General features: G+C 44.3%; 20 protein-coding genes and 9 tRNA genes. 24 read left to right on the forward strand and 5 right to left on the reverse strand.

Annotated elements, in window-relative coordinates; all coding sequences use genetic code 11:
* The 4 genes from gshB to AB4351_RS02445 all read left to right on the forward strand — a co-directional run bounded on the left by gshB (position 1) and on the right by AB4351_RS02445 (position 2,351).
* Complete coding sequence (gene gshB, locus AB4351_RS02430) at positions 1 to 951, forward strand: glutathione synthase (protein WP_372124981.1); 951 nt, start codon at positions 1 to 3, stop codon at positions 949 to 951.
* Positions 952 to 1,067: 116 nt separating this feature from the next.
* Complete coding sequence (locus tag AB4351_RS02435; RefSeq protein WP_102394125.1) at positions 1,068 to 1,631, forward strand: YqgE/AlgH family protein; 564 nt, start codon at positions 1,068 to 1,070, stop codon at positions 1,629 to 1,631.
* A gap of 60 nt (positions 1,632 to 1,691) precedes the next feature.
* Positions 1,692 to 2,114 (forward strand): Holliday junction resolvase RuvX, encoded by a 423-nt coding sequence (gene ruvX / locus AB4351_RS02440; RefSeq protein ID WP_017062240.1) that lies wholly within the window; start codon positions 1,692 to 1,694, stop codon positions 2,112 to 2,114.
* A gap of 99 nt (positions 2,115 to 2,213) precedes the next feature.
* Entirely contained in the window at positions 2,214 to 2,351 is a 138-nt protein-coding gene (locus AB4351_RS02445) for a hypothetical protein (RefSeq protein WP_170791814.1), read from the forward strand.
* 74 nt (positions 2,352 to 2,425) lie between these two features.
* Here the strand turns inward: AB4351_RS02445 and AB4351_RS02450 are convergent, their stop codons facing one another.
* A complete protein-coding gene (locus AB4351_RS02450) occupies positions 2,426 to 3,535 on the reverse strand; it encodes a PilT/PilU family type 4a pilus ATPase (protein ID WP_372124983.1) in 1,110 nt (369 codons plus the stop codon).
* A 14-nt stretch (positions 3,536 to 3,549) separates the two neighbouring features.
* The gene (locus AB4351_RS02455) at positions 3,550 to 4,587 is read right to left on the reverse strand and encodes a type IV pilus twitching motility protein PilT (RefSeq protein ID WP_017062242.1); all 1,038 of its coding nucleotides are present in this window, start codon (positions 4,585 to 4,587) and stop codon (positions 3,550 to 3,552) included.
* 26 nt (positions 4,588 to 4,613) lie between these two features.
* On the opposite strand from AB4351_RS02455, the gene AB4351_RS02460 reads away from it, so the two are divergent.
* From AB4351_RS02460 to hemW, 7 genes are all read left to right on the forward strand, one after another.
* The gene (locus tag AB4351_RS02460) at positions 4,614 to 5,318 is read left to right on the forward strand and encodes a YggS family pyridoxal phosphate-dependent enzyme (protein WP_017062243.1); all 705 of its coding nucleotides are present in this window, start codon (positions 4,614 to 4,616) and stop codon (positions 5,316 to 5,318) included.
* Positions 5,319 to 5,396: 78 nt separating this feature from the next.
* Complete coding sequence (proC, locus tag AB4351_RS02465) at positions 5,397 to 6,215, forward strand: pyrroline-5-carboxylate reductase (RefSeq protein WP_372124985.1); 819 nt, start codon at positions 5,397 to 5,399, stop codon at positions 6,213 to 6,215.
* A 75-nt stretch (positions 6,216 to 6,290) separates the two neighbouring features.
* A complete protein-coding gene (locus AB4351_RS02470) occupies positions 6,291 to 6,848 on the forward strand; it encodes a YggT family protein (protein ID WP_004735475.1) in 558 nt (185 codons plus the stop codon).
* A gap of 29 nt (positions 6,849 to 6,877) precedes the next feature.
* On the forward strand, positions 6,878 to 7,168 hold the full coding sequence (gene yggU, locus AB4351_RS02475) for a DUF167 family protein YggU (protein ID WP_009847703.1): 291 nt from the start codon (positions 6,878 to 6,880) through the stop codon (positions 7,166 to 7,168).
* 28 nt (positions 7,169 to 7,196) lie between these two features.
* Positions 7,197 to 7,628 carry a DUF4426 domain-containing protein gene (locus AB4351_RS02480; RefSeq protein WP_004735472.1) on the forward strand — a complete coding sequence of 144 codons (432 nt, stop codon included), beginning with the start codon at positions 7,197 to 7,199 and terminating at the stop codon, positions 7,626 to 7,628.
* A 48-nt stretch (positions 7,629 to 7,676) separates the two neighbouring features.
* Positions 7,677 to 8,276: an XTP/dITP diphosphatase gene (locus tag AB4351_RS02485; protein WP_372124988.1), complete on the forward strand. Its 600-nt coding sequence runs from the start codon at positions 7,677 to 7,679 to the stop codon at positions 8,274 to 8,276.
* Positions 8,276 to 9,463, forward strand: a complete 1,188-nt coding sequence (hemW, locus tag AB4351_RS02490; protein ID WP_372124991.1) for a radical SAM family heme chaperone HemW — start codon at positions 8,276 to 8,278, stop codon at positions 9,461 to 9,463. The genes AB4351_RS02485 and hemW overlap by 1 nt, the downstream gene beginning before the upstream one ends.
* 131 nt (positions 9,464 to 9,594) lie before the next feature.
* Here the strand turns inward: hemW and glsB are convergent, their stop codons facing one another.
* Positions 9,595 to 10,515, reverse strand: a complete 921-nt coding sequence (gene glsB / locus AB4351_RS02495; protein WP_017062249.1) for a glutaminase B — start codon at positions 10,513 to 10,515, stop codon at positions 9,595 to 9,597.
* A 349-nt stretch (positions 10,516 to 10,864) separates the two neighbouring features.
* Positions 10,865 to 11,584 carry a tRNA (guanosine(46)-N7)-methyltransferase TrmB gene (trmB, locus tag AB4351_RS02500; protein WP_017062250.1) on the reverse strand — a complete coding sequence of 240 codons (720 nt, stop codon included), beginning with the start codon at positions 11,582 to 11,584 and terminating at the stop codon, positions 10,865 to 10,867.
* A 165-nt stretch (positions 11,585 to 11,749) separates the two neighbouring features.
* On the opposite strand from trmB, the gene mutY reads away from it, so the two are divergent.
* From mutY to AB4351_RS02565, 13 genes are all read left to right on the forward strand, one after another.
* Positions 11,750 to 12,811 carry an A/G-specific adenine glycosylase gene (mutY, locus tag AB4351_RS02505; RefSeq protein WP_065584120.1) on the forward strand — a complete coding sequence of 354 codons (1,062 nt, stop codon included), beginning with the start codon at positions 11,750 to 11,752 and terminating at the stop codon, positions 12,809 to 12,811.
* Positions 12,812 to 12,839: 28 nt separating this feature from the next.
* Positions 12,840 to 13,112, forward strand: a complete 273-nt coding sequence (locus AB4351_RS02510) for an oxidative damage protection protein (RefSeq protein WP_010435637.1) — start codon at positions 12,840 to 12,842, stop codon at positions 13,110 to 13,112.
* Between the two features lie 69 nt (positions 13,113 to 13,181).
* Positions 13,182 to 14,315, forward strand: a complete 1,134-nt coding sequence (gene mltC / locus AB4351_RS02515; RefSeq protein WP_017063191.1) for a membrane-bound lytic murein transglycosylase MltC — start codon at positions 13,182 to 13,184, stop codon at positions 14,313 to 14,315.
* A gap of 103 nt (positions 14,316 to 14,418) precedes the next feature.
* Positions 14,419 to 14,494 (forward strand) — tRNA-Phe (locus tag AB4351_RS02520).
* Positions 14,495 to 14,568: 74 nt separating this feature from the next.
* Positions 14,569 to 14,644, forward strand: a tRNA-Thr gene (locus AB4351_RS02525).
* A 7-nt stretch (positions 14,645 to 14,651) separates the two neighbouring features.
* Positions 14,652 to 14,727: transfer RNA gene (locus AB4351_RS02530), tRNA-Phe, on the forward strand.
* Between the two features lie 56 nt (positions 14,728 to 14,783).
* Positions 14,784 to 14,859 (forward strand) — tRNA-Asn (locus AB4351_RS02535).
* 382 nt (positions 14,860 to 15,241) lie between these two features.
* Positions 15,242 to 16,867 (forward strand): methyl-accepting chemotaxis protein, encoded by a 1,626-nt coding sequence (locus AB4351_RS02540; RefSeq protein ID WP_017062210.1) that lies wholly within the window; start codon positions 15,242 to 15,244, stop codon positions 16,865 to 16,867.
* A 235-nt stretch (positions 16,868 to 17,102) separates the two neighbouring features.
* Positions 17,103 to 17,178 (forward strand) — tRNA-Phe (locus tag AB4351_RS02545).
* Between the two features lie 56 nt (positions 17,179 to 17,234).
* Positions 17,235 to 17,310, forward strand: a tRNA-Thr gene (locus tag AB4351_RS02550).
* Between the two features lie 24 nt (positions 17,311 to 17,334).
* A tRNA-Asn gene (locus tag AB4351_RS02555) sits at positions 17,335 to 17,410 on the forward strand.
* Positions 17,411 to 17,446: 36 nt separating this feature from the next.
* A tRNA-Thr gene (locus tag AB4351_RS02560) sits at positions 17,447 to 17,522 on the forward strand.
* Between the two features lie 29 nt (positions 17,523 to 17,551).
* Positions 17,552 to 17,627 (forward strand) — tRNA-Asn (locus AB4351_RS02565).
* 344 nt (positions 17,628 to 17,971) lie between these two features.
* Here the strand turns inward: AB4351_RS02565 and AB4351_RS02570 are convergent.
* On the reverse strand, positions 17,972 to 18,367 hold the full coding sequence (locus AB4351_RS02570) for a DUF2391 family protein (RefSeq protein WP_017060180.1): 396 nt from the start codon (positions 18,365 to 18,367) through the stop codon (positions 17,972 to 17,974).
* Positions 18,368 to 19,017: the final 650 nt, after the last annotated feature.

A 19,017-nucleotide genomic window follows, 5' to 3' on the forward strand; every position in this document is an offset into this window, starting at 1 on the left:
ATGATCAAACTTGGCATCGTAATGGATCCAATTTCATCCATTAACATCAAAAAAGACTCTAGCTTTGCCATGATGCTTGAAGCTCAGCGTCGTGGTTACGAAATCCATTACATGGAAATGGATGATCTACATTTAGATCAAGGCGTAGCCATTGCTGACACTAAGGTTGTTGAACTAAAAGAAGATCCAAACGGTTGGTACGAGTTCAAATCAGAACAGACTATCGCGCTATCCGATTTAGATGCGGTACTAATGCGTAAAGATCCTCCGTTTGATACTGAGTACATCTACGCAACTTACATTCTTGAGCGTGCTGAAGAGAACGGCGCACTGATCGTCAACAAACCACAAAGCCTACGTGACTGTAACGAGAAGTTGTTCACGGCATGGTTCCCTGAACTGACACCGACCACCATCGTGACTCGTAAAGCTGAAAAAATTAAAGCGTTCCGAGAAGAACACGGTGACGTGATTCTAAAACCACTTGATGGCATGGGCGGCGCGTCTATCTTCCGTGTGAAAGAAGGCGATCCAAACGTATCAGTTATTATTGAAACCTTGACCAACCACGGTCAGAACTACGCAATGGCACAAACTTTTGTTCCAGACATCAGCAATGGTGATAAGCGTATTCTTGTGGTTGACGGTGAGCCAATGCCTTACTGTCTAGCGCGTATTCCTGCAAAAGGGGAAACTCGAGGTAACCTTGCTGCTGGCGGTACAGGTGAAGCTCGTCCTCTAAGTGAAACAGACTGGGCTATCGCAAGAGCAGTTGCTCCTGCACTGAAAGAGAAAGGCTTAATCTTTGTTGGGCTTGATGTTATCGGTGACAAGCTGACTGAAATTAACGTGACTAGCCCTACTTGTATCCGTGAAATTGAAGCCGCTTTTGATATTTCAGTTACAGGTAAATTAATGGATGCAATTGAGCTTCGCGTTAACGCTAAATAGCCTAAACTAAAGAAAGCCTTAGCTATTCGAAAACACAGAAATATCTAGGCAAAGAACAATGAGCGGCTTTACGCCGCTCTTTTTCCTTTACTGGGAACACACTGGCAGGAGGCTCTATGAATTTAACGAACCACTTTCTGGTTGCTATGCCCGGAATGAAAGACCCATACTTTCAAAATTCGGTGATTTACCTTTGTGAGCACAATGACGAAGGCGCGATGGGTTTGATGATCAACGCCCCTATCGATGTCACTGTCGGCAGCATGCTTAAACAAGTTAAGGTTGATTCTGAGCAGCCGAAATCCAACCAAGCAAGTCTTGATAAGCCAGTATTGAACGGTGGGCCGGTCGCAGAAGACCGTGGATTTATTTTGCACAAACCTAAAGGCAGCTATCAATCCAGCATCAACATGACAGATCAAATCTCGGTGACGACTTCAAAAGATATCTTGATGGTGTTGGGTACAGAAGATGAGCCGATGAATTATTTAGTCGCACTTGGGTATGCAGGATGGGAACCGGGACAACTGGAAACCGAACTGACCGAGAACTCATGGTTAACCGTTGAAGCCGATCCGAAGGTCATCTTCGATACACCGATTTCTGACCGCTGGAAAGTCGCCGTGCAGATGTTAGGAATAAATGCGGCTCAGCTTTCAGCAGACGCTGGCCACGCCTAGTTCAAATCAGCTAAATAAAATAAACAGACACTCTCAAACACAGATAAATTTGGAAACCCCATGTCACGAACAATTATGGCATTTGACTACGGTACAAAAAGTATCGGCAGTGCGATAGGACAAGAAATCACGGGCACCGCAAGCCCTCTAAAAGCTTTTAAAGCCAAAGATGGCATCCCAAATTGGGACGATATCGAAAAACAAATTAAGGAGTGGCAGCCGAACCTGATTGTAGTCGGCCTTCCTACCGACCTTCATGGTAAAGACTTAGCAACCATTACACCTAGAGCGAAGAAGTTTGCCAATCGCCTAAAAGGGCGCTTTGGTGTCGATGTTGAACTGCATGATGAAAGACTTTCTACGACAGAAGCAAGGGCCGACCTTTTTGAAATGGGCGGCTACAAAGCACTAAGTAAAGGTAATGTCGATAACCAGTCTGCAGTCGTCATTTTAGAGAGCTGGTTTGAAGCACAATATTCATAACGAAAATTAAGAGCTCAAAGATTAAACTCCTTTGTGATCCTATAATGATATTACGGCGTAATGTCGAAGCAATTCATTATTAGGTAAGTGGGAGTTCACATGAAAATTTTTCTAGCAATCTTCGTAGCTCTAGCGATATCAGCATGCAGTTCGACAAGCTCCAATAATGCAGGTTATATGAATCATACTTCGACTGACGCAGACGTAATCAGCGAGCCTAAGAACAAGAAGCGTTGATAATACAGACGCAGTCGAACGATGAATATGATGAACGCCTGATTTTAACCTAGAATCAAATCAGGCGTTTTTTATCACCCCAGATCTATCTTCACACCAGCCAACGCCCCAGTTCCGTAGTCGTCATCACCACGTCTAGTTTTGAGCATTAAGCGCAAGTCATTAGCAGAATCGGCACTGTGGAACGCATCCTCTTCGCTGATCTTGCCTGCTATCACTAAATCATACAAAGCTTGGTCAAAGGTCTGCATACCTATCTCTTTCGATTTAGCCATGGTTGCTTTCAGTTCGTGTAGTTCACCACGACGAATCAAGTCAGAAACACGAGGGCTATTCAGCAGAATCTCGAATACACCATGACGCCCGCTGCCATTCCTGTCGCGAATGAGTTGCTGAGCGACGACACCACGCAGGTTCATCGATAGGTCAAACAAGAACTGTTCTTTCTGCTCTTTCGGCACCAAATGAAGAATACGCTCTAGCGCTTGGTTAGCGTTATTGGCGTGCAAGGTTGCCATACACAAGTGACCCGTTTCAGCAAAGGTCATCGCGTATTCCATGGTCTCACGGCTACGGATTTCGCCAATCAAGATCATGTCTGGTGCTTGGCGTAGCGAGTTCTTAAGCGCGACTTCGTAACTCTCGGTGTCGAGCCCGACCTCACGCTGCGTCACGATGCACTTTTTATGTTCGTGCACAAATTCAATAGGGTCTTCAACCGTCAAGATATGTCCCGAGCGATTGGTGTTGCGATAGCCTGTCATTGCAGCCATTGAGGTCGATTTACCAGAGCCTGTCGCACCAACCACCAGCACAAGTCCGCGCTTAGCTATTGATAGGTCCTGTAGTACATCAGGAAGCTTTAGTTGCTCAAAGGTTGGGATGTTAGTCTCGATACGTCGAATGACCGCTCCAGGTAGCTCTCGCTGAAAGAATGCACTGACACGAAAACGACCAAAGTCACGCACAATCGCAAAATTAGCCTCACGCGTTTGCTGATATTCATCACGTCGGTCTTGTTCCATCATCGCATCAAGTAATTGAGCAACTTGAGCCGCATTCAGCTTCTCTCCTTGAGGGCGTAATTCACCATCCACACGAAAAAAGATTGGCGCATCAACCGTGATATAAAGATCCGATGCCTTTTGAGAAAGCATTCCCTCAAGGATTTGATTCAATTCCATTGTGTCCACCTTGATTAAAACATTGAGGTTTCAATTTCGATCTTTTTCTCGACCTCTTCCGAATCAACCAAGCCCTGCGCCATCAGCTGCTTCGCATTTTGTTCCATGGTCTGCATGCCGTGCGCTGCGCCCGTTTGAATGATCGAGTACATCTGCGCAACCTTATCTTCACGAATCAAGTTTCTGATCGCAGGTGTTGCCATCATGATTTCATGACACGCCACACGACCACCACCAACACGCTTTAGCAGCTTCTGGGCTATCACCGAGCGCAGTGATTCAGACAACATCGAACGAACCATATCTTTATCGCTACCTGGGAACACATCGATAATACGGTCGATCGTTTTAGCCGCAGAACTGGTGTGCAGAGTACCAAAGACCAAGTGACCCGTTTCTGCTGCGGTTAACGCTAAGCTAATCGTCTCTTGGTCACGAAGTTCACCAACCAGAATCACGTCTGGGTCTTCACGTAAGGCACTGCGCAGTGCCGCTTTAAAACTGTGGGTATCACGGTGAACTTCACGCTGGTTGACTAGGCATTTATTATTGGTGTGAACGAATTCAATCGGGTCTTCAATCGTCAGAATATGCTTATTGTGGTTGCGATTTACGTAATCAACCATCGCCGCAAGAGTCGTTGATTTGCCAGAGCCAGTGGGACCAGTAACGAGCACTAAGCCTTTTTCGTAGTTAGCAATCCTTTCGAAGATCTCAGGTGCACCTAACTGATCTAAAGTCGGGATTTCGACAGGGATAGTTCGAAAGACAGCTGAGCAGCCACGGGCTTGGTTAAACGCATTAACACGAAAGCGACCAACATTGGGTAATTCAAAAGAGAAGTCGACTTCCAGTTTTTCTTCAAACTCGCCGCGTTGTGAATCGCTCATGATCTCAAAAACCAAACGATGCACATCAGCATGACTCAAAGCTGGGATTCCAAGCTTCCTTACTTCACCATCTATACGTACCATTGGAGATACACCCGCAGAAAGATGTAGATCTGACGCGTTATGCTTTACACTAAAATCTAGTAACTCAGTGATATCCATTTATTTTCCCTTAAGTAAAGTCAGCTATGAGTAGTATTCAACAAAATATCGAACAAATCACCTCACAGATTCGTAGTGCTGAGCAAAAGTGCGGACGAGCTCCAGAGTCCGTGCAACTTTTAGCCGTCAGCAAAACTAAACCTATTGATGCGATTCTAGAAGCCGCACTCGGAGGCCAAGTTGCCTTTGGTGAAAACTATGTTCAAGAAGGTGTAGATAAAGTAAAACACTTTTCAGAACAACATTCTAACCTAAATTTAGAGTGGCATTTTATTGGTCCAATTCAATCCAATAAAACCCGCCCAATCGCGGAAAGCTTTCAATGGGTGCATTCCGTCGATCGCGATAAGATCGCACAAAGGCTTAATGATCAACGACCAAGCGAACTTCCACCTTTGCAAGTGTTGATTCAGGTAAACACCAGTGGTGAAGAGTCCAAATCTGGAACCTCAGAAGAGACAGTTTTTGCACTCGCGGAGTTGATTTCATCGCTCCCCAACCTCACCTTAAGAGGATTGATGTCGATTCCTGCAAACGTATCTGACTATCAATCTCAGCTTAATGCATTTTCTCAACTGGCAGAGCTTAAAGACAAGCTAGCCGCGAAGTATTCAGACATTGATACCCTTTCGATGGGGATGAGTGGTGATATGGATGCAGCAGTTGAGGCTGGTAGCACAATGGTTCGTATTGGAACAGCTATTTTCGGCGCTCGTGATTACGCGAAATAGCCGTAGTAGGTAACGACAAGTACAAGTATTGATACCGCTTCGCCTTATCCGCGCAGCGACACGCTCAGGATTTTATATATGGTACATAAGAACATCGCCTTTATTGGGGCGGGAAACATGGTTCGCTCAATTGTAGCTGGCTTAGTTGCTAGTGGTTACCCAGCGCAAAAGATTACTGCGACAGCACCTTCAGAAACCAGAAGGCTGCCGTTAGAACAAGAATACGGCATCAATACCACCAGCGATAATATTGCAGCAGCTGAAAAAGCAGACGTTGTTGTGTTATCCGTGAAGCCACAAATGATGGCTGATGTATGTAAACCCTTACAAGATATCGACTTCAGCAACAAACTGGTTATCTCAATTGCCGCGGGTATTAATGCGAATCGACTTAATGAGATGTTAAACTGCCAACTGAACCTTGTTCGTGTGATGCCAAACACGCCATCACTGCTTGGTAAAGGGATGAGTGGTCTTTATGCCGATGCAACTGTCAGCCAAGATGATAAAGACTTTGCTTCTCAGCTGATGCAAGCTGTTGGTGAAGTAAGTTGGGTTGAACAAGAGTCTGGAATCAACAACATCATTGCGGCGGCGGGTAGCGCTCCGGCTTACTTCTTCCTGTTTATGGAAGCGATGCAAGCTGAAGCAATCAAGCAAGGTTTTGACCAAGAAACCGCTCGTAAATTAGTGCAGCAATCTGCATTAGGCGCGGCAGAGATGGTGGTAGCGAATCCAAATACTGAATTATCAACACTGCGTGAGCAAGTGACTTCAAAAGGCGGAACGACCGCAGAAGCATTGCGCACGTTTAACGACCATCAACTATCAGACATCGTAGCGAAAGCCATGCAAGCGGCGGTTGCTCGAGCTGAAGAGATGGAAAAACTGTTTTAATACTCGTTACAGTACAAAAGCATTGTGCCGTTCGGGTTATACCTAGCGGCAAGTAAATCCGAAAAAGGAAACAATATGAATTCGATGAGCTTTCTGATCTCGACCGTTTTTGATCTTTACATCATGGTTGTGATCTTGCGTATCTGGCTACAAGCATCACGTGCAGATTTCTACAACCCATTCTCACAATTTATCGTAAAAGCGACACAACCGGTTGTTGCCCCGCTACGCCGAGTGATTCCATCAATAGGAAGCCTTGACCTTGCGACTGTTGTCTTCGCTTATGTGCTGTGTGTACTTAAGTTCGTCGCTCTAAACTTGATTATCTCTGGCGGTGCGGCTGTATTTGATATCAGCTTCCTGATCTTTGGCGCACTATCTCTGCTCAAAGCGGCTGGTGGGTTAATTTTCTGGGTTCTGCTAATCCGTGCAATCCTGAGCTGGGTTAGCCAAGGCCGTAGCCCAATCGAATACGTATTCCATCAGTTAACAGAACCAATGTTAACGCCAATTCGCCGTATCCTTCCTGATATGGGTGGCTTCGACCTAAGCGTGCTGGTTCTGTTCATTGTTCTGCAATTTGCGAACTTCTTAATGGGCGACATGATCGGTCCTATTTGGTATCAGCTATAGTTCAAGTACGAACATCAGGTACTTTGACGATGCCAAAAGCAGTTTGGGCCGAAGAAGACGATATTCTTCTTAGGCTCTATATCCAACCCAAGGCAAGCCGCGATAAAATCGTTGGCTTACACGGAGAGGAACTAAAAATTGCCATTACCGCACCACCGGTTGATGGCAAAGCAAATGCTCACTTAGCGAAATACCTTGCGAAACAATTTAAGGTCGCAAAAGGGCAAATTAAGATAGAAAAGGGAGAGCTCGGTCGGCATAAGCAAGTTCGAATATGCTCACCAAGTCAGATCCCAACTGAAGTCAAAGCCATCCTATGATGGCTTTTTGCTATTTATTGGAGTCATTATGCGTCTATGGATAACAGCACTACTCACCGCTCTGATTGCCCTACCAAGCTCGGCAGGACAGTTTAAAAGTATCAAGGATGTCGAGGTTCATTACTCGGCTTTCAATTCCACGTTTTTAACTGCGCAGGTCGCTAAGCAATATAAGCTGAAACGAAACGGATACTCTGCGATTCTAAACATCAGCGTGCTAGACAACGCTTCCCTAGGAAAACCTGCGACAACGGCTAAAATTACGGGAACAGCGAGAAACCTAGTAGGTAACACTCGTACGCTTAACTTCCGTGAAATAAAGGAAGGCGATGCGATTTATTACCTCGCTGAATTTCCTATCACTCACGAAGAAAACATCACTTTTAATATCGATGTTAACGCAGGTTTGAAAGGCACAGGTCCACTGCGTTTCACACAAAAATTCTATATAGAAGAGTAGCTTCAAAGCTCACACTTCTAGTCATTAACTTATTAGAGCCACATCCCCATGAGTAAGATTGTTTTAGCAACAGGCAACCAAGGCAAAGTTCGCGAGATGGCAGATATTCTGTCTGAGTTTGGTTTCGACGTTGTCGCGCAAAATGAGTTTAATGTTTCAGAAGTCGCTGAAACGGGAACAACTTTCATTGAAAATGCCATCATCAAAGCTCGCCACGCTGCGAAAGAGACGGGGCTACCAGCCATCGCAGACGATTCTGGCTTAGAAGTTGATTACCTTAATGGTGCACCCGGTATCTACTCAGCGCGTTACTCAGGTGAAGGGGCAACCGATAAGCAGAACATCGAAAAATTGCTAAACGCGATGCAAGGTGTCGAAACAGAAAAGCGCACTGCGCGTTTCCACTGTGTGTTGGTGCTAATGCGTCACGAAAACGATCCAACACCATTGGTGTGTCACGGTAAATGGGAAGGTCGCATCCTTACTGAAGAACATGGCGAGAATGGCTTTGGCTACGATCCTGTATTCTTTGTTCCAGAAGATAACTGCGCATCAGCAGAGCTTGAATCTTCACGTAAGAAGCAACTATCACACCGTGGCAAAGCACTTGCGTCACTATTCAAAGCCCTCAAGGAGCAAGCTCTGTAATGCACAATGCAGCGCTAATACCACCCGCACTTAGCCTCTATGTACACATCCCATGGTGTGTACAAAAGTGCCCGTATTGTGATTTTAATTCACACGCTCTGAAAGCCGAGATCCCAGAAAAAGAGTACATCGATGCACTGCTTGAAGATCTCGATACTGATATCGAAAAATACCAGCTAAATGATATGCCTCGCCCGTTGCATTCGATCTTTATTGGTGGCGGCACGCCGAGTCTGTTTTCTCCTGAAGGAATTGGCCGATTGTTGCAAGGCATTGAGCAGCGTATCCCGTTCAAACCTGAAATAGAAATCACCATGGAAGCCAACCCTGGCACTATTGAGGCGGAGCGTTTTGCAGGTTACCAAAAGGCAGGTATTACTCGAATCTCGGTGGGTGTGCAAAGTTTTGAGCAAGAGAAACTGGAAAGACTTGGGCGTATTCATGGTCAAGATGAAGCGGTCAACGCAGCTCATTTAGCACATAAGATTGGATTGAATAGTTTCAACTTAGACTTAATGCACGGCTTACCCGATCAGAGTATTGATCAAGCGTTGGCTGATTTAGACAAAGCGATCGAACTCGATCCTCCGCATTTATCTTGGTATCAGCTAACAATAGAACCTAACACCATGTTCTATTACAAAACACCAACGCTGCCTGATGATGATGACCTTTGGGATATCTTCGACCTAGGCCATAAGAAGCTCGCAGACGCAGGGTATGTGCAGTACGAAATTTCAGGCTACAGCAAGCCGGGATATCAGTGCCAACATAACCTTAACTACTGGCGCTTTGGTGACTATCTAGGTATTGGCTGTGGCTCTCATGGCAAGCTAAGCTTTACAGATGGACGCATTGTTCGCACCACTAAGGTTAAGCACCCGAGAGGCTACCTAGCGGCGTACCAGAACATGGTAAAGCCTTATCTATCCGATGAATTTGAAGTGCCGAATGAAGACCGCCCTTTTGAATTTTTCATGAACCGCTTTAGGTTAATGGAAGCATGTCCAAAGCAGGATTTCATTGATACGACAGGGCTTGGTTTTGACTCGATTCAAAAAACGATTGAATGGGCAAAAGAGCTAGGCTACTTGAAGGAAACCGACACTCACTGGCAGATCACTGAAAAAGGAAAGCTGTTTCTCAATGATCTGTTAGAAGCCTTTATGGCAGAAGAAGACGAGTAGTTCGAGATTCGAGATTCGAGATTCGAGAAGCATTGCGTAAGGGTTGGCTTTAGGGTCAACCCTTTTTGTTTTATAGCCCTCTCTCGGAGCGAAGCGTTCTATAGGACAACGTCCGTGCTCGAATCTTTCTCTTAGAAAATAGAACGACCAATTCGCTCTGAAAGCAACTCTAGAGCCTTAGTACCTGCGAGCGAGTTGCCAGAAGGATCAAGCTCTGGAGACCACACCGCAATCGTCATTTCGCCAGGAACGATAGCAATAATACCGCCACCAACGCCCGATTTTCCTGGCATACCAACACGGTAGGCAAACTCACCAGCCCCATCGTACAAGCCACACGTCGCAAGCAAAGCATTCAACTGCTTGGTTTGAACTGGCGTGATGATCTCTTTCTTGGTTTGAACCGACACGCCTTTGTTTGCTAAATAGCTAAAGGTTTTTGCCAAATCCACACACGTCATTTTAAGCGCACAAGCGTGGAAGTAGTTATTCAGAACTGGGATAACATCATTCTCAAAATTACCAAATGAACGCATCAAATAAGCAATGGCAGCATTACGATCGCTGTGCATCATTTCTGAAGCCGCTACCACCTTGTCATACACAATATGAGTATCACCCGATAACTGACGCACAAACTCTAACAAGCGGTGCCTAGGCGCAGACAAGCGGCTTTGTAGTAGGTCTGCAACGACAATTGCCCCCGCATTGATGAACGGGTTGCGGGGAATACCATACTCCATCTCAAGCTGAATCATCGAGTTAAAGGCTTGACCAGAAGGCTCTTTGCCTACTCTTTGCCAAATCTCTTCAGGCTTATATAGCACCATAGCTAGCGTCAGGCTCAAGGCTTTAGAAATAGATTGCACAGAAAATGCTTCTTCAGCATCGCCTGCTTTAATCACCTCACCTTCATTGGTGTATACCGCGATCGCCAGTTTCTGGTTCGATACGCGAGCCAGTGCAGGGATATAATCAGCGACCTTTCCCTGTCCAATTAAAGGACGAACTTCGTCTAAGATCTCGGCCAAAATAGCTTGAGTTGGTTTCATGTGCGCTTACTTCTATATTGTTATTTTTGTAGGGGTGTAACATATACCAATCGTAGTAAATAACTGCTCACTCTAGCTTGTTAAAATGCTCGATAACTGCGTTAGAATTTTTGATTGTAGAGTAACTACTTATCGAAAAATGCTGCCTTGTTCTCAAGCCTTTTTCCTACGCTATTTCTGATCACTTACTTACTGTGATTGGTATTACTTTCTGTCGTTAAGCCTTTACTGAAATAAAAGCCTAAGGACAAAAAAGCCAACATTACAATAATGTTGGCTTTAATCAATCCCATAAAGTGTAGGGGTTAAACCCTAAGTCGGATTACCCTTCACTTAATTTGATTCGAAGTTACTTAGTACGCTTGAACTTAATGTCCCAAACACCATGACCTAAACGGTGGCCACGCGCTTCAAACTTAGTTAGCGGGCGCTCATCCGGACGAGGGATGTAATCACCATCTTCAGCGATGTTTTCGAAGCCTGGAGCTACGTTCATCACTTCAATCATATGTTCTGCGTAGTTTTCCCAGTCTGTTGCCATGTGGAAAACACCAGTATCAAGTTGAAGCTTGCCGCGAACCATCTCTGCAAACTCAGCCTTAACGATACGACGTTTATGGTGACGAGCTTTGTGCCATGGGTCAGGGAAGAACAGTTGCAGAGTATGCAGGCTGCTATCTGGGATCATGTGTTCAAATACTTCTACAGCATCGTGACACATTACACGCAGGTTAGTTACGCCAGCATCGCGAGCTGTACCTAAACACGCACCAACACCCGGGCTATGAACTTCAATACCTAAGAAGTTTTTCTCAGGTGCGTTCTTTGCCATTTCAACCAGTGATGCACCCATACCGAAGCCAATCTCTAGTACAACCGGGTTATCGTTGCCAAATACTTCTTTCCAGTTAAGAAGCTCTGGGTTGTAGTCGATACCCATTGTTGGCCAACATTCATTCATCGCGTTCTCTTGGCCTTTTGTTAAGCGGCCTTCGCGGCGAACAAAGCTACGGATCTTACGAACCAGTTTGCCGTCTTCAGTATATTCGTTAGTGGTCACTTCACTCATTGATTTTTGCCTGCACATTGATTAATCAAAGCGGGGATTATCCAAAGAATTGCCTCCGGTGCAAGTCTTTCCGTGGATAAATTCCCACACAATTTGTCTGTTTTACATCCAACGTTAAGTGTGGTGCAATTTCGCTTCTAATAATAGCAAAGCATAGAGCATGTCGTGACTCCTTTCGCAACCGCCATATTAAAGTGGTATGACGCCTACGGGCGTAAAGAATTGCCTTGGCAACAAAACAAAACCGCCTACACCGTTTGGCTATCTGAAATCATGCTTCAGCAGACTCAGGTTGCTACGGTGATTCCATACTACCAACGCTTCTTAGAACGCTTTCCAACGGTTATCGACCTAGCGAACGCCGAACAAGATGAGGTACTCCACTTATGGACAGGGCTTGGTTATTACGCACGAGCTCGCAATCTACATAAAGCAGCCAAGATCGTTGCTGAGCAATATGGTGGTGAATTTCCGCTGTCTATCGAAGAGATGAACGCGCTACCGGGGATTGGTCGCTCAACAGCAGCAGCCGTCTTATCATCGGTTCATAAACTTCCTCATGCGATTCTTGATGGCAATGTAAAACGAACGCTTGCGAGAAGTTTTGCCGTTGAAGGTTGGCCGGGGCAAAAGAAAGTCGAAAACCAGCTTTGGGAACACGCCGAAGCACATACTCCGAACAAAGATGTCGATAAGTACAACCAAGCAATGATGGACATGGGTGCCATGGTTTGTACCCGTAGCAAGCCTAAGTGCACCTTGTGCCCGATTGAAAGCATGTGTGAGGCCAAGAAGCTCGATAGACAGCTCGACTTCCCTGGCAAAAAGCCTAAGAAAGAAAAGCCAGTAAAAGACACATGGTTTGTGATTCTGTATCACGACAACCAAGTGTGGCTCGAACAGCGCCCTCAATCTGGTATCTGGGGCGGATTGTTTTGTTTCCCTCAAAATGAAAACGCAGAGATCGAACATCAACTAGATCTTCGTTCGATCAAAGACACTCAAACCAATTCGATCAAGACCATGATTGCGTTTAGACACACTTTCAGCCACTACCACTTAGATATCACGCCAGTATTAGTGAAATTAGATAAACAACCAGATTTGATAATGGAAGGGGCTAAAGGTCTCTGGTATAACTTATCAAAACCGGAAGAAATTGGCCTAGCCGCTCCTGTAAAGCAGCTTATTGAGAGCCTACCCTTTGAACTGAACGACGACGTTTGAATCAACGAACGCGATAAGAGGAACCACTATGAGCCGCACTGTATTTTGTGCTCGCCTTCAAAAAGATGCTGAAGGCCTAGATTTTCAACTTTACCCAGGTGACTTAGGTAAGCGTATCTTTGACAACGTGTCTAAAGAAGCTTGGGGACAATGGCAAAGCAAGCAAACTATGCTTATCAATGAAAAGAAGCTAAACATGATGGATCCTGAGCATCGTAAACTTCTTGAAACTGAGATGGTTAACTTCCTTTTTGAAGGTAAAGATGTCGTAATTGATGGCTATACTCCACCAAGCGAATAAGACATTTATTTAAGCAATTTTTAATGACATCATGGTTAACGCTGCGATGTCATTTTTGTATGAGGAACTATGAAAAAGCTAAGTTACTTCCTAACAGCCATGTTATTAACTGGCTGCAGCCGTGAATTTGTCGAAAGCATTTATGATGTCAATTACGAGCCAACCAACCGGTTTGTGAAGAATTTAGCTGAGCTACCCGGACAATTTGAAAAAGATACCGGGGCGCTAGATTCATTAATAGATAGCTTTTCAGGCAACATTCAAAAACGTTGGGGTAGCAGTGAAATCAAGATAGCAGGTAAGAGTAACTATGTGAAATACATAGATAATTACTTAAGTCGTTCAGAAGTGAATTTTAGCCAAGGCCTGATAACGGTGGAAACGGTTTCCTCTACCGAACCGAAAAAACACCTCAAAAATGCGATCATGACGACCCTTTTGACGCCAGATGATCCGGCGCATGTCGATCTATTCTCTTCTAAAAGCATCAAGCTAGAAGGCAAACCTTTCCTCTATAATCAGGTCGTAGACCAAGAAAAAAAGCCCATTCAATGGACTTGGCGAGCGAACCAGTTTGCGGATTACCTGATCGCGAATAACCTAAAAACCAAAGAAGTCGACTTTAAAAAAGCCTACTACGTTGAAATCCCAATGGTGGCCGACCACGCTAGCCAGCGTAGTTATCAATATGCCGACATCGTTCGACGAGCGTCTCAGCGTTATGACATCCCTGAAGATTTAATCTACGCTATCATCAAGACAGAGAGTAGCTTCAACCCGTACGCCGTAAGCTGGGCTAATGCTTATGGTCTTATGCAGGTGGTACCTAAAACCGCTGGTCGAGATGTATTTGAACACGTCAAAAAGAAACCTGGTGAACCAAGCCCTGAGTACTTATTCAATCCAGAAAACAACATTGATGCTGGCACCGCATACTTTTACATCCTTAAAAATCGTTATTTGAAAGACGTAAAAAACCCATTAACGCTTGAATACAGTATGATTTCAGCCTATAACGGCGGTACTGGTGGCGTACTCAATACCTTCAGTAAGGACAGAAAGCGAGCAATGCAAGACTTAAACTCGCTGCAACCGAGCCAAGCCTACTGGGCGCTTACCAAGAAGCATCCAAATAAAGAGTCGCGCCGATACCTCGAAAAAGTAACGCAATTCAAAAAAGAATTTAACCAAGGTAAAACATAACCCTCACTTTTGAATAAAAAAACAACGAACGAACGGTTTTTTTAATTATTTTCAAAAAAGGAGTTGACGGTTATGCAGAAAATCCGTTTAATAGCGCTCCGTTGCCCGGATAGCTCAGTCGGTAGAGCAGAGGATTGAAAATCCTCGTGTCGGTGGTTCGATTCCGCCTCCGGGCACCACAATTTGATTTGTTGGTGTCAACACTCTTTAACAGGGAGTAGCAACACGAACAAAAGCATAAAGAATTTAGTGTGCCGACTTAGCTCAGTAGGTAGAGCAACTGACTTGTAATCAGTAGGTCACCAGTTCGACTCCGGTAGTCGGCACCATTCTTTTGCCTCGATAGCTCAGTCGGTAGAGCAGCGGATTGAAAATCCGCGTGTCGGTGGTTCGATTCCGCCTCGAGGCACCATTATTTGGTGCTTAACAAATAATGGTCTTTATAGACCTGATGTTGACACAAATAATTCCCCTTTAGTTCAGTTGGTAGAACGGCGGACTGTTAATCCGTATGTCGCAAGTTCAAGTCTTGCAAGGGGAGCCACATTCAAGAAAGCCAAGTCGAAAGACTTGGCTTTTTTTCGTTTGAACAAAAACAAACTCTATTCAATATACACATCAGCTCATCACTAACTCTTAATCAGTCTCGATAAATTGAGTTATCTCCTTTTAGTACTCTTACTACAGCAGTTGATTCTAAGTTCTATAAAGCATATCCACTACAACAGAACCAACGCCTTATAAAGTTCATGACCCGCTAATATTCACATTAAAACAAATAGAACCAAGTCCTGTTACTTTTTTTTCTTCGAAAATTTAATCCCTATCATACTTTGATGTCTTTCTAATATCTGCCTTACACCACTTAGATTAAGATTCGATGAATTATACCTAATACTAATTATTGAATCGCTGCGCGGGGAAATATGAAACTAAAAACGCAAGCTTACTTATTATCGGGCATCATCTTGATCGCCCTGCTAGCACTGACGGCTACAGGCTTATGGACCTTAAGAGTTGCTAGCAACATGGACAACAAAGCTCGCGTAACAGAGCTGTTTAAGAGCGCATACAGCATTCTTACTGAAGTCGAAAAAATGGCGATTGATGGCACACTAGAAGAAGAGCAAGCCAAGCAACTAGCTACTCGCCTTCTACGCAACAACATCTATAAAGATAATGAATATGTTTACGTAGCCGATGAGAACATGACGTTTATCGCGACACCATTAGATCCTCAACTGCACGGAACCAGTTTTAACGACTTTAAAGATGGCGACGGCAATAGTGTTGGGCAGCTAATCCAAAGAGTACTTGGTAATCGTACTGGCGAGATCATTGAGTACACCTGGACACAAAAACTGCCAGATGGAACGATTGAAGAAAAACTGTCTATTGCAGAGAAAACGCCACATTGGGGTTGGGTTGTCGGCACTGGTATCGGGTTCAATGAAGTTAACGCTCGTTTTTGGTCTACTGCTCAATGGCAGCTATTCCTTTGTGTCGTGATTGCTGGTCTTATTCTGGCGAGCCTAATTGTATCCATTAAACGCATGCTAGCGCTTCTTGGCGGCGAACCTAAAGACGTACGAGAAGCAGTACAAGCCGTAGCACAAGGTCGAATTCAAACCTCTTTCGAAACTCAGGCAATTGACGGCAGTATCTATCACGCCGTACAACAAATGAGTAAGTCATTGGCTGAGCTAGTATCAAACCTTGACGCTTCAATGCTGGCATTAAGAGGCGAACTGCAGCGCGTAGAAGATCGCGCTGGGTCAATTGGTCAACTGACAGACACCCAACAGCAATCAACAGAGATGATCGCGACAGCAATGACCGAGATGGCCTCTTCAGCCAATAACGTAGCTGCTTCAGCTAGCGATACCGCGCGCAACACCGACGAGGCCGACAAACAGAGCCAGCATACCCAACAACTCATTCACAACACAGTAGATAACATTCAAGGCTTAGCAGGCCAACTAGGCACAGCAAGCGAAGCTGTCGCTAACCTAGATAACGATGTAAACAACATTGCAAAAGTATTGGATGTGATTGGTGATATAGCGGAGCAAACTAACCTATTGGCACTAAATGCAGCCATTGAAGCAGCTCGAGCTGGCGAACAAGGTCGTGGATTTGCTGTTGTAGCAGATGAGGTTCGTAACCTTGCAGGCAGAACACAATCGAGCACAAAAGAAATCCAATTAATGATTAATAACCTTCAAGAGGGATCTCGCAACGCAATTCAAACCATGGAAGTGTGTGCCGCGACCAGTGAAAGCACCGTAACAGAGTCTCAAAACGCCTCTGAAGCACTACAACAGATTGTTGTCGCATTAGAGTCCATTTCATCAATGAGTCATCAAATCGCAACAGCGGCCGCTGAGCAGACTCAGGTGAGCGATGATATATCGAAGCGTATCAATATGATCGAAGAGAGCGGTAACCAACTGAGCAATGTCGTAACAGAAAGTCATAACAGCACCCAAACTCTTGCCTCTCTTTCCAACGAATTAGAAGCTTGGGTTAATAGGTTTGAAGTAAAACACTAAACTCCCTAGGAAATTTTCAAATAAAAAAGCGCGTTTTCATACGTGCTTTTTTTATTTCGGCGCCCATTCAGTGTAGTTAACCGTAGTTTTACTATCTTTTAGGGCATGCTAGACCTAGGTTTTTCACCCCAAATGAGCAAAAACAACCCACTAAGTATAGAAAAACATCAAACGATACTTTTTTTGCAATTTAATGTTGACCCAGAACGCGAAAACACGTTTAATACACCTCGTCGCCCGGATAGCTCAGTCGGTAGAGCAGAGGATTGAAAATCCTCGTGTCGGTGGTTCGATTCCGCCTCCGGGCACCACAATTTATTTGTTGGTGTCTTAGACAACAACAGTAAAGCACAAAGAAATATTATGTGCCGACTTAGCTCAGTAGGTAGAGCAACTGACTTGTAATCAGTAGGTCACCAGTTCGACTCCGGTAGTCGGCACCATTTCTTTAAAGCTTTAAGAATAATTCCCCTTTAGTTCAGTTGGTAGAACGGCGGACTGTTAATCCGTATGTCGCAAGTTCAAGTCTTGCAAGGGGAGCCAAGTTAATCATCAAGCATAAGCTTTTTGATTCATGATGCCGACTTAGCTCAGTAGGTAGAGCAACTGACTTGTAATCAGTAGGTCACCAGTTCGATTCCGGTAGTCGGCACCATTCTCTTGATTAGAGACTAAACAATCAATTCCCCTTTAGTTCAGTTGGTAGAACGGCGGACTGTTAATCCGTATGTCGCAAGTTCAAGTCTTGCAAGGGGAGCCAATTAAAAGAAGCCGCATCATTGATGCGGCTTTTTTGCATCTAAAGATCCTAACTTATTAATACAACTACCCTCACCTTTCAAATACCGTATTTAATTCAGAAACCAACCGTTTTTATATCCTTCCAAAGCTACAAATCTTCGCTACTTAATGCTCTTCAAAATCTCCCAACAACAAACGACACATTCACGTAAGAGTCAGTCACAGTACGTTGCTACTCATTTTATTGACTAGGAGATCGGTTGAAAAAATCAATACTAAGTTTGGAGGTAAGAAAGCTAAATAACGAATCAAGTAAGCGCTGAAAAGCTCTGTAAGACACTTCAATCCAAATTGATACACAGATTACTCTTTATCAAAACTATCCACTACAATAGCGCCCATAGAGGCTGGCATTGAAATAACAATCACTCTTTTGATCGATACGACGGGATCACTCAATAGAGGTAATTTGTCCAGGCAAGTCAGTACCAAAGCAACGACCAATGCCGTCATAACATAAGCAATCACTATTCTGAAAATAAACACCGGCAACCGAGCAACAACATCTTTTTGAAAGACACTCTCATACGTATAGAAGCCTAAGAACACCGCAGACAGTAAAAATAGCAGCAATAGATTAGCGGTAGGTAAAGTCTCCCCTAACTTCCAAGCCTCTTCAGAAAAAGAAATCGGCACGGCCAAGGCAAAAGATCCCACAAAGATCTGGCTCGCATCTTCAAAGTTAAAACTCAATTTCATAATTCGACCCATTAGGTTTAAGGCTTTATCTAATTCTGAAAAGAATCACAAAACTATCCGCCAATGATTTAGGGGATTTTTATTTCTACTAAGCAAACAGTAGTGACCTTCTAGCTTCATCTTAGTCGCAATAACCAAAACATAGCTTGAACTAACCAGCAAGAAATCAATATGCTCAGAGCAAAACGGTCAACACGACTGATTAATATCGAGTCAACAAACACATCAAAATCGAAGACAGAGTGGTAACCCCTAATATACCAGCACCTAGAACCAAAGAATCTAAATCCGCAGGGTGATAAACGTCACTTCACGAATACGAGGGATGCTCTATTTCTTAGCTTATATACCCCTCAGGCACCACTTGGGAACACACTTAGCGACTCTCACCTTTAAGCTGAATCTAGCCTACTTTCACCCTTTGAAGTACTTAGAACGAGTCGCTCAATACCATCGAGAGTGGTTTTAAGCTCAATGCATAACAAGAGACATTAAGTCGACTCATTATGAGCTCTAGCGTTCTTAAGAGAAGCCTCCATGATAGAGCCCTAATTACACGTATCCTATAGATTCACAGATAGAGCAGAAGTCAGATTTCGTAGCCGAAAGGCTGTTAACTAATACCAATTTAAGTAAAAATGTGATCTAAT

This window comes from Vibrio sp. 10N.261.51.F11 (assembly GCF_041471665.1).
In the GTDB taxonomy this organism is placed as follows: domain Bacteria; phylum Pseudomonadota; class Gammaproteobacteria; order Enterobacterales; family Vibrionaceae; genus Vibrio; species Vibrio crassostreae_C.